A 9,126-nucleotide genomic window follows, 5' to 3' on the forward strand; every position below is an offset into this window, starting at 1 on the left:
CCACGGCGGCGGGAAAGCCACGCAGCCGCCCGGCCCGCGCGGCCGCCGGCGCCCGCAGCCCGCCCGGCCGGGCAGCCACCGCGGCGCGCCCCGCCGCGTCCGGCCCGGGACGCACCGCCCGCACCAGCGGGCGCCGGTGCACGGCACGGTCGTAGTCGGCGAGCAGTTCCTGCCACAGCAGCGCGGCCGACCAGCTGTCGGCCACCGCCTCGTGGTACACGAACGACAGCAGATGCGCATCCCCGGCCAGACGGCTCAGGGCGAAGGCCAGCGGCGGCCGGCCCGGCCGGCCGACCAACTGCCGCGCCCGCGCGGCCAGATACCCGTGCACCGCCGCCACCGGGTCCCCGGCCCCGCCCGCTCCCGCCGCCTCCAGAGTGACCAGCGGCGGGGTGCAGGCGGCGAGAACCCGCCGCACCGGGCCGTGCGGCGCATCCGCGAACACGGTCCGCAGGCCCTCGTGCCGCGCACCGAGAGCGGCGAGTACGCGGCGCAGCGCGCCCGCGTCGAGCGGCCCGGCCAGCTCGGCACTGAGCACCTGGCACACCGCACCGGCACCCGCCTCCCGCTCGGCGGCGAGCGCCGCCCACTGCCCGGGCAGCAACGCCCGCACCGCGCCCGCGGGCGGTCCGGGCGCCGCGGCCGGGACGGGCACGGCCCGGGCCAGTACGTCCGCCAGCGGGGCGGGACCCAGCAGATGCGCCAGGTCCACGGCCAGGCCCAGCTGCCGGCCGGCGCGCGCCTGCAGCCGCACGGCCTGCGTGAGGCCGCCGCCCAGCGTGATGAAGGGGGAACCCGCGGCCCCGGCCGGCAGGGTGCGCCGGTCGCAGCCGATGACGTCCGCGGCCAGGTCGAGCAGCTCCTCCAGGGGAGTCGGGGTCAGCATGGGGTGGCCCTCTCTGTGGGCAGTCGTGCCCCGATCCTGGCGCCCGTGCCTAGAAGACCGCTCGAACCCGCCCCGCACAGGTCGTCCCGCCCCGCGCCGGGCCGTCGTCCCGCCCCGCGCCGGGCCGTCCCCGTCGCACGGCGCGGCGCCGCCGCCCCCTCCGACGCAGCAGCTGATATCAAAGGCAGGGACTCTATCACTGACAGCTGGATTTTCGCCGAAAGTGCTAAAGTTCGTTCATGACGCCCCGAGAGCGACGCCTTCGCGAGCAGGCCCAACGCCACCGGCTGATCCTCACCACAGCCCGTGAGATGGCCGAGTCCGAAGGCTGGGACTACGTCACCACACGGCGCCTGGCGGACCGCATCGAATACAGCCAGCCGGTGCTCTACCAGCACTTCAAGAACAAGGACGCCATCGTCCACGCGGTCGCCCTGGAAGGCTTCGCCGAACTCGCCGCCGCGCTGCGCACCGCCCGCGAGGAAGCCGGTGACCCGCAGGAGGCACTGGGCGCGGTCGCCCGCGCCTACGCCGACTTCGCCGAGCGCGGACCGGTCCTCTACGAGGCCATGCTCACCCTCGACCCGGGCGAGGACACCGGCGAGGACACCACCGGGGCGGCCGGCACGCCGGCGCCGCTCACGGACGTCCTCGCCGAGATCAGGCAGGCCGTCGAGCCCGTCGCGGCCGGCCGCGACGGCGGGCTGCTCGCGGAGGTCCTGTGGAGCGCCTGGCACGGCCTGGCCGCCCTCACCCGGGCGGGCCGCCTGCGCCCGGATCCGGCGCGGCAGCGGCTGGCCGCCCTCACCGACGCGCTGCTGGGCCCGGCGGCCCAGCCCGTCTGACCCGGACCCGTCTGACCCGGACCCGGCGGGACCGGACCCGGCGGGACCGGTCCGTCCGGCCCCGAACAGCGACCCGGCCCGCCCGGCCTGGGGCAGCGGCCCCTGCGTCCGCCGGGACGGGCCGGATGCGTCGGGGCCGCAGCCGGTTCGGACCGGACTGTCGGTACCGGGCGGTCGGGCGGGGCTCTCAGACGGGGCTCTTGGCCGTCTCCTTCTCCTGCTCCGGCTCGGCGGGGCCCGCCCCGGCGGACTCGTTCAGCCGCTTGCCGAGCAGCACGAACAGCAGGATGAGTCCCACCGTGAGCAGGGTGTGCCCGAGGCCCGCGGTCAGTGGCACCGCCTCGGGGACATGGTCGCCGAGCACGGTCTCGGTGCCGTGGACGAACATCATGGCGACGGTGATCGCGATGCCCGCGTTGTAGAACCAGAAGAAGTACGTGAACAGTTTCGTCCCGGACAGGGCGAACTGCTTGTCCAGGGCGAGGATGATGAGGAAACCCAGCATGCCCAGCGCGAGCAGATGGGTGTGCATGAGCGCCAGCTGGGTGTCGCCGGTGAAATCGTTGGCTTTGGTGAACTCCCGGTAATACAGCCCGGAGACCACTCCCAGGATCATGTAGACGTGTGCCGCGTAGTACGACTTCCGCATCCCCGTGCTCGCTCCCTGCCGGTCAGTGCTGGTCAATTCAGGCTCTGCCGGGGGCCATTGAAGCACTCCGGAACGAACGCTTCGCCCGATTCGGGAGATCGTTCGAGCCACTCTCGAGCAGGCCTCGAGGGCCTCTGCGACGCCCCGGGCCAGGCTGGGGCGTCGAGTTCGTCCACGCAAGGCCCACGCAGACGAAAGGCAACCCGCTTGACTTCTGCCCTTCCTGAAGGAGGGGGATTCTTACGGCTCGCGCCGTGAGGGTTTCTGTTTCGTTGCCGACTGCCCGTCCGGAGTGCTCCGTTGAGGTCTTACGCCAGCTCCACAGACTGTCACCGCCAGCCCGGCGGCCAGAAGGTTGTGCGCCGCGTTCACGTCGCGGTCGTGGGTCATGCCGCAGGCGCACGTCCAGGTGCGGACGTTCAGCGGCATCTTGTCCTGCAGGGTGTTGCAGGCGGAGCACAGCCTGGAGGAGGGGAACCACCGGTCCACGGCGATCACCGCGCGGCCGTACCACTGGGCTTTGTACTCCAGCATGCTGCGGAACTCGCTCCACGCCGCGTCGCTGATGGCGCGGGCGAGCCGGTGGTTTTTGACCATGTTGCGTACGGTCAGGTCCTCGATCACGATCGTTTGGTCTTCACGGACGAGCCGAGTGGTGATCTTGTGCAGGCCGTTGCGGCGGCGGTCGGTGATCCGGGCGTGGATCTTCGCGACTTTGCGCCGGGCCCTGGCCCGGTTCGCCGAGCCCTTCTCCTTCTTCGCAAGACGACGCTGCTGCCTGGCCAGAGCAGCACGGTCACGGCGCTCGTGCCGGGGGTTGGTGATCTTCTCTCCGGTCGAGAGGGTCAGGAGATGGTCCAGCCCGGCGTCGATGCCGACCGCATTCACGTTCGCGGGGAGTGGCTTGATGCCGAGGTCGTCGCACAGCAGGGAGACGAACCAGCGTCCCGCGCTGTCCTGCGAGACCGTCACGGTGGACGGCTTCGCTCCCTCGGGCAGCGGGCGCGACCACACGACGGCCAGCGGCTCGGCCATCTTCGCCGGTGTCAGCGCTCCGTCGCGGAAGCGGAACGCGCTGGTGGTGTACTCCGCACTCCTGCGCGACTTCTTCCGCGACGTGAACCGCGGGTACTTCGCCCGCCTGCCGAAGAAATGGGTGAACGCCGTCTGCAGGTGCCGCAGCGTCTGCTGGAGGGGGACCGAGGACACCTCGTTCAGGTAGGCCAGCTCCCCGGTCTTCTTCCACGCCGTCAGCATCGCCGACGTCTGGTGGTAGCTGACCCGCTCCTGACGGGTCACCCACGCCTCCGTGCGCGCGGCGAGCGCCATGTTGTAGACCTTCCGCACGCACCCGAACGTGCGCGACAGCTCCGCCGCCTGCGCATCCGTCGGACAGAAGCGGTACCGATACGCCCGCTTCACGTGCGTGCCCACAGCTCACAAACTGTCGCATCAACTAGTGGCTATCTGCGGGTAGTTGGCCGCGAACGACGATCCGTCCTCGCGGCGGATCGTCTTTCCCTGCCCTGCTCCGCAGGAGTCCGTTTCCTCTCCACCCTGAAGGGCGGAGTATCCATGGAGGGATCAGATGAGGCACTCCCGTACGGTCGCGGCCGTCGCCGCGGTCACCGGACTCTTCCTGGCCGCCGCGGGCGCGGCGAGCGCACAGGTCACACCCGGACCCGTCACCCCGCCGTCCCCCAAGGATCCGGAAGAGGCCGTATGACACACCGCTGCAGCGCCTGCGGCGGGCCGGCGTCCCGCTGCCGTCGGCGTCCCGGGGCCTGAACGTCGTCCTCCCCTCCCTGCCGTCGTGCTGAGGGAAGGTCACGGACACGCCCTGACCGGTACGGCGGCCGGCGGGACGGACACCCCAGCGAGCCGGTGCCCCAGCGGCGCGGCCCACGCACCGGAGAAACGAATGCAATGGGCCGCACCATCTGTACGTCGCTGCCGGCGCAGGCGCCGCTGGACGCCAGCGTGTTCAGGCCCTCCTTCCCCACTCGCTCGAGAGCCGGATCAAGTGAGGTGAGGAGTACGGGGCAGTCGTGGTGCTGCCCGGCCGCCGTGGAGACCTCCGCGTCCGCGGATTCCGGCTGCTCTCCGTCCGGGGCCGCACCCTGACAAGGCGCCAGGGTCGGCTCAGGGTGCGGGCAGGGGTGTCACCGATGGTGGTCGGCGGGCGGTGGACAGCAGGCTGATGACCATGCCGAACACCACTGCCGATCAGCCCCGCTTCCCTCTCGCCCGCCGCGCCGCGGTCTCCTTCGCGGGTGTCGTCGCCCTGACGGGGCTTGCGGGGGCGTACACGCCGAGCTTCGCGTACGCCGAGCCGCCTGCCCCCGCCGATACGGCTGCCGTCGCGCGGCCCGCGGCTGATTTCAGCGACTGCCCGGCCCTCCCCGCCGGGGTCGACCCGGCCCGCTGGAGATGCGAAGTGCACACTGCCGCACCGCGGTTGACGGTGGGCAAGGTCACCGTGGCTCTCGCTCCGATCACCATGACGCACGCCGAGGGTCCGCTCCCGGACGGCGCCGACGGGCAGGTGTGGGGTGCGATGCACAGTGCGCCGACCGCCGTTCCGGGCGGCGTGTCCGGTATGACGCAAGGCGAACGCGCGCGGCGGCTGAGGCTGGCGATCCAGCCGGAGTACGGCGGCCGATCCGACTTCTACACCGGGCAGTTCAGCCTGCGACTCAGGCTGATGAGCCCGCGGCTGCCACACGGCTGCACCATCGGCGCCGGTGCACCGGTCGACTTTCGGCTGAAGCGATCGGGCCCTTCGCAGTGGATCTCCACGAACCCGCCGCTGATCAGGTTCTCGGCGTACGACGACACCTTCGCCGCTCCTGCCGCTGAAGACTGCGGGCCGATGACCGGACCGCTCAACCGGCGGCTCGGGCTCCCGGCGCCGAGCGGCAATCTGATGACGTACGACGCGACCTACACCTTCAGAACCTACGACCAGCTCCCCACGCGCTGACGGGCGGCACGAGACGGACACGGTCGTCGCATGAGGTGTGCGCCGCCCCGCGCTCCGGCTCCCCCCCCCCGTGTCCGAAAGGCGCGCTTTGACAGCGTAAAGACGCAGAGTCATCCTGGAAACTGTGGAAACCGAATCAGTTTCCGGAGTTTCCGAGCGTGGCGGGCAGCGTGCCGACGTGATCGTGGAGGCGGCCGGCCGGCTGTTCTTCGCGCCGGGTTCCGTGCGGGTGAGCATGGACGATCTCGCCCGTGAGCTCGGGATGAGCAAAAAGACGATCTACCGTCATTTCCCGGGCAAGCGCAGCCTGCTGGCCGCGGTGCTGGACCGGCAGTTCGCGGCGGTGGAGCGCACGCTGGTGGCGGCGGCCGAGGGCACGGAAGGGCAGCCGTTCGGTGTGCGGGTCCAGCGGTTTCTGCTCGCGGCGGGCAGTGAGCTCAGGCGGATCGGCGCGGCTCAGCTCGCGGTGGGGCGGGGCGATGCGGTGCTGCGCCGGTACGTGGAGCAGCGTGTGGACGCGGTGGTCTACCGGCGGCTCGACGAGCTGTTCAGGGACGGGCACCGGCGGGGACTGCTGTCGGCGCCGCCCGAGCTGCTGAGTGAGATCACCCGCGGCGCGCTGGAGCGGCTGCTCACCTCGCAGCTGCCGCGCGAACTCGGCTGGACCGCGGCCGATCTGCTGCGGGCGAGCGTCGACACCGTGCTCTACGGGGCGATCCGCCCGGCACACTCCGGCACTGACGGTCAACAACTCCGCGCGGTCATGCCGAGGGCCCGCGACGAGGAGCAGGAGGTGGGCCCATGACCGGGACAAGCGGCAGGGTGGCCTTGGTGACAGGGGGCAGCAGCGGAATCGGTGCGGCCACCGCACGCCTTCTGGCCGCCCGGGGGATGCGCGTGGTGGTCAACTACCTCCGCAGCAGTACGGCGGCCGGGGAGATCGTGGCCGGCATCGAGGCCGCGGGCGGTCAGGCCATGGCTGTGCAGGCCGACGTGCGCGAGGCGGCGGCGGTCGAGAGCATGGTCGGGCAGGTCCAGGCGGCATGGGGCGGCATCGGCGTGCTCGTGCACAACGCGCTCATCCCGTATGCGGTCAAGTCCTTCCAGGACATGACGTGGGAAGAACTGGGCGGCAAGCTCGACGCCGAGATGCATGCGGCGTTCGCGGTCACCAAAGCCGTCCTGCCCGCCATGACCGAACAGGGCTGGGGACGCATCATCTACATCGGCACCGGCCTCAGCCGCCGGCCCCGGGACCACATGATCGCGCTGGGCACCTCCAAGGCCGCACTGGAGCAGTTCGCCCGCTACCTCGCCCAGGAACTGGGCCCGCAGGGCATCACGGTCAACGTCGTCGCGCCCGGCCCGGTGGAGGACACCCGCATGGCCCGCATGACGGATGTGTTCGACAACGAGCACAAGCAGCGGCAGGTGGCCGCCACCCCCCTGGGCCGCCTGGCACACCCGGGCGACGTCGCCCAGGCGGTCGCCTTCTACGCCGGCGAGGACAACGCCTTCATGACCGGCACCACGGCCGCGGTCAACGGCGGGATGTCCATGGACTGACGCCCCGCTGCCCCGCGCACACGGGGCCCATACCGGCCCGTCCCGGCCGGCGGCCGGGCCCGCGGCACGCGCGGGCGCAGGGCGGCGACACGATCAAGGGACACGTTCATGCACACGATCGATCTCGCCTACGTCGGGCGGGGCCTGCACGAGGAACTGGTCGCCTACATCGCCGACCAGCAGGGCTACTACGCCGACGAGGGCGTCCACGTCGCGCTGCGCGACGGCTGCTCCTGGGACGAGGAGCGGCTGCGCCGCGGCGCCACCATCGGGCTCGGCCGGGCACTGCTGTCCCGGCTGACCGACGGCACCCCCTGGGTCGCACTCCAGGTCAACACCACCCGCCCGCTGTTCTGGTTCCTCGCCCGCCCCGGCCTGGCCTCCCTGGCCGACCTGGCCGGCCGGCGGCTGGCGGTACACGCCCCCCGCACCGCACCCGGGTGCTTCACCCGGATCGTGCTGCGCCGGGCCGGCCTCGACCCGGACCGCGACATCCGCACCGTCGTCCGCCCGCCCGGCGACTACGGCATGGATCTGCGCCGGCTGCACGACGGCAGTATCGACGCCGCCCTGGTGGGCAGCACCATGGCACCGGAGGCGATAGCCGCCGAGCACGGCTGGCAGGTGCTGGCCTGGGTCGGCGACCACTTCCGGATCCCCACCGTGGGCGTGGCCGTCGACCCCACCTACACCGACCCGGACGACCCCGCGGTCCAGGCCGTCGTACGGGCCCACCGGCGCGCCCTGCGGGTCATCCACGACGAACCCGACACCACGGTGCGGCACATGCAGACGTTCCTCGGCCGGCACACCGCGGACGAAGTCCGAGCCCACTACGAGACGTTCATCGCGCCGTATTTCACCACCGGCGGCCAGGCCGACCGCGCCGTCGGCGCCGACGCGATCACCGCGGTCGCCACCGAACTCGGCGTCCCCGCCACCGTCACCGCGGCCGAGTTCTACCGCACCGCAGCCACCGCACCCTAGGAGCCCGGTGACACCGGCGCTGCCCACCCCGAAACCACAGGCCGGAGAGCTGCCGGGCTCACCCGGCCACCGGCATCGGCACCGCCGCGGGCGCGGGCCGGCGGGCGGGGGAGGGGACGGCGTGCTCCCCGTGCCCGGTCCCGGCCGGGGCGAGCGGCGGCCTGGTCCCGCCGCCCAGCCGGCTCAGCGCGGCGGAGGGGGCGTCAAGGGCGGCCCCGAGCAGGGCGGTCAGCTGCCCGGTCAGATGGGCGGCGGCCGTCTCGCCGACGGCGTCGTACTGGTAGGCGGTGGTGACGGCGATGCCCGCGGGCGCGCCGGCCGGTGTGTGCCGTTCGGTCAGGATCAGGCCGAGGGCCGCGGCCCGCAGCGGGAGCAGCGGCGGGGCCGCCCGCACGCTGAGCCCGGCCGCCTCGTACGCCTCGCCGCTGTCCGCCAGGACGCTCAGCGCGATGCCGCCGGGCCGGGCCAGCGCGGCGGCGCCGGTGCGGTAGGCGGCGAGGTCCGCGGCGCGCACCCGGCGCAGCAGCGTGGTGAAGGCCGGGTCGCCGGAGGTGTCCACGGACAGGGCCAGCACCCGCCCGTAGGGGCCCACGGCCCGGCGCAGGGCGGCGCTGTCACGGGCCGGCACCGGCGCGGCCACGGTGATGGCGGGGCCCGCGCCGAGCCGGGTGAGCAGGGCCGCGAGCGCGGCGTGCACCACCATGAACAGGGTGGCGCCCTGCGTGGCGGCCAGCCGGGCCAGCCGCTGGTGCAGGCCGGCGTCCCAGTCGAGGGCGAGGCGGCCGACGCGGGCGTCGGCCGGGGCGGGCCGGCTGCCCGGCGGCACGGTGGGCGCCAGGTCGCCGGCCCTCGCCCGGGGCGCCGCCTCGGGCACCGGGCCCTGCCAGCGCGGCGGCCGGCCCGCGGCCCGTGCCCGGTAGGCCAGGGCGAGTTCGGCGGCCAGCGGGGTGTGCGACCACAGGTCGACCAGGTCGGCCGGGAGAGTGAGCTCCAGCAGGTGGTCCTCGGCGGCCAGGGCGCGCAGCCGGGTGCCGGCCGAGCCCAGCCGGCTGTTGCGCAGCGCCCCGTGACGGCGCCCCACATCTCCCAGCGCCTCCTCCAGCGCCCCTACGCTCAGCGCCCCGCGCAGCCGCAACGGCAGGACGGCGCTGCCCTCCCCGTCGAGTGCCCCGTCGAGTGCCCCGGCGGGCCCGGTGGCGGCGGCCGGCCG

At 73.3% G+C, this 9,126-nt stretch carries 10 protein-coding genes; 6 read left to right on the forward strand and 4 right to left on the reverse strand.

Annotated elements, in window-relative coordinates:
- Positions 1-886, reverse strand: an 886-nt coding sequence (locus ABZ656_RS53655) for a condensation domain-containing protein (protein WP_360279410.1), incomplete at its 3' end; no start/stop codon positions are given.
- Between the two features lie 239 nt (positions 887-1,125).
- On the opposite strand from ABZ656_RS53655, the gene ABZ656_RS53660 reads away from it, so the two are divergent.
- The gene (locus ABZ656_RS53660; protein WP_360279413.1) at positions 1,126-1,731 is read left to right on the forward strand and encodes a TetR/AcrR family transcriptional regulator; all 606 of its coding nucleotides are present in this window, start codon (positions 1,126-1,128) and stop codon (positions 1,729-1,731) included.
- Positions 1,732-1,918: 187 nt separating this feature from the next.
- Here the strand turns inward: ABZ656_RS53660 and ABZ656_RS53665 are convergent, their stop codons facing one another.
- Both ABZ656_RS53665 and ABZ656_RS53670 read right to left on the reverse strand, forming a co-directional pair.
- Positions 1,919-2,380, reverse strand: a complete 462-nt coding sequence (locus ABZ656_RS53665) for a DUF2871 domain-containing protein (RefSeq protein WP_101403479.1) — start codon at positions 2,378-2,380, stop codon at positions 1,919-1,921.
- Positions 2,381-2,620: 240 nt separating this feature from the next.
- Positions 2,621-3,814 carry an RNA-guided endonuclease TnpB family protein gene (locus ABZ656_RS53670; protein WP_360279416.1) on the reverse strand — a complete coding sequence of 398 codons (1,194 nt, stop codon included), beginning with the start codon at positions 3,812-3,814 and terminating at the stop codon, positions 2,621-2,623.
- Between the two features lie 154 nt (positions 3,815-3,968).
- On the opposite strand from ABZ656_RS53670, the gene ABZ656_RS53675 reads away from it, so the two are divergent.
- The 5 genes from ABZ656_RS53675 (at position 3,969) to ABZ656_RS53695 (ending at position 7,916) form a co-directional block, all read left to right on the forward strand.
- Positions 3,969-4,106, forward strand: coding sequence for a hypothetical protein (locus ABZ656_RS53675; RefSeq protein ID WP_159055364.1), 138 nt, complete (start codon positions 3,969-3,971; stop codon positions 4,104-4,106).
- Between the two features lie 480 nt (positions 4,107-4,586).
- A complete protein-coding gene (locus tag ABZ656_RS53680) occupies positions 4,587-5,363 on the forward strand; it encodes a hypothetical protein (RefSeq protein ID WP_360279420.1) in 777 nt (258 codons plus the stop codon).
- 124 nt (positions 5,364-5,487) lie between these two features.
- A complete protein-coding gene (locus ABZ656_RS53685; RefSeq protein WP_360279423.1) occupies positions 5,488-6,168 on the forward strand; it encodes a TetR/AcrR family transcriptional regulator in 681 nt (226 codons plus the stop codon).
- Positions 6,165-6,929, forward strand: a complete 765-nt coding sequence (locus ABZ656_RS53690) for an SDR family oxidoreductase (protein WP_360279426.1) — start codon at positions 6,165-6,167, stop codon at positions 6,927-6,929. Before ABZ656_RS53685 ends, ABZ656_RS53690 begins: the two co-directional genes overlap by 4 nt.
- Before the next feature lie 108 nt (positions 6,930-7,037).
- The gene (locus tag ABZ656_RS53695) at positions 7,038-7,916 is read left to right on the forward strand and encodes an ABC transporter substrate-binding protein (RefSeq protein WP_101403483.1); all 879 of its coding nucleotides are present in this window, start codon (positions 7,038-7,040) and stop codon (positions 7,914-7,916) included.
- A gap of 58 nt (positions 7,917-7,974) precedes the next feature.
- Here the strand turns inward: ABZ656_RS53695 and ABZ656_RS53700 are convergent.
- Positions 7,975-9,126 (reverse strand): condensation domain-containing protein (locus tag ABZ656_RS53700; RefSeq protein ID WP_360279429.1); only part of this gene is annotated, 1,152 nt, incomplete at its 5' end.

Source organism: Streptomyces sp. NPDC007095 (assembly GCF_040634475.1).
Taxonomy (GTDB): Bacteria; Actinomycetota; Actinomycetes; order Streptomycetales; family Streptomycetaceae; genus Streptomyces.